Annotated in this window: 2 protein-coding genes; both read right to left on the bottom strand. The window is 55.4% G+C overall.

All coding sequences use genetic code 11. The features are described 5' to 3' along the window. Positions 1–425 (bottom strand): hypothetical protein (locus RCH14_RS24000; RefSeq protein ID WP_343028614.1); only part of this gene is annotated, 425 nt, incomplete at its 3' end. Then, a partial coding sequence (locus tag RCH14_RS23995) for a hypothetical protein (protein WP_343028613.1) occupies positions 422–1,011 on the bottom strand: 590 nt, incomplete at its 5' end. The genes RCH14_RS24000 and RCH14_RS23995, both read right to left, overlap by 4 nt.

Genomic DNA, 1,011 nt, shown 5'->3' with positions numbered 1-1,011 from the left:
AAATGATAAGGGTTTGGGTCAGGAATATCGTTGTGAATCAGGACCAGCCGATCAAGGCGAGTCCTTTTCGCTGACATGCTGCTGAGCGCACCTTTTTTACTCACGACCCGACCTGCCCGGTCGAACGTCAACAGGATGATTCCGAGCGCCTCCTCGCCGGGGACGGCAAACGTGGCGGCAATCTCGAACAGTGCGCTGGCGCTGAGATAGATTTTTTGCTTTCCGCGCAGTGTCTGTTGCTTATTGGACTTTTGTGAATACGCCAATCCGGCTCGCATCAACGATGCATCTTCTGCAAATAATACGTAGCGAATCTCCCACGGTCGATCAATAAAATTCTCCGAACCAGCAGCGCTATCTACCGGCATCGATAGCGCGAAGAACGCGAATACGGCTAAAATCCCTCCTAGAGAATGATTTCTCATAGTATTTTTGGCTCGCGGACAGTAATGTGGAGGTGGTTGTTATGGAGGCGTTCGTTCGGATTTGTGCGCCGCTGTTCATTGGCGACGGGAGCAATCTTATCCGTCGTATCGGCGTCCATATACCACGGATCGAATAGCTGTTTAACTGATGCATTTCGAACCAACCGTTCACGCAATTTGCAGATCAGCACTGGCTCGTGCAGGTTACGTTCGCGGTCCCACTCTTCTCGCACGATATTCTCACGGTCTCGCGCTGCGACGAGTCGAACATTCGCGTCCGCGAGTTCACTTACTAACTGTGCCGCATTTCCGGCCTCGCGATTTCGCGCAAGGCGATCGTGCTTTTCGGCCCGCTCACGCTCACGGGTTGCCCGCTCGGCCTTCGCATCCTGATGCTCCCGCCACAGCACCTTCTCACGCTCACTGACATTGCCATTCTTCGCCGCCGAACCGTTCGTCAACGATGCGCGATTAAGAAAAACGGCTTGTCGACCGCCTTCGAGATAGGTGATGTCGAGACCCAGGCCGGCCCGGTGCGCGATCGACCCCAGGCTGGGCCGCCAGCCCGACGTCACAGCCACCGACG

This window comes from Massilia sp. MP_M2, from assembly GCF_039123635.1.
Taxonomy (GTDB): Bacteria; Pseudomonadota; Gammaproteobacteria; order Burkholderiales; family Burkholderiaceae_D; genus Telluria.
Note: the sequence above shows the minus strand (reverse complement) of the source record. Positions and strands in the feature narration are given on the sequence as shown.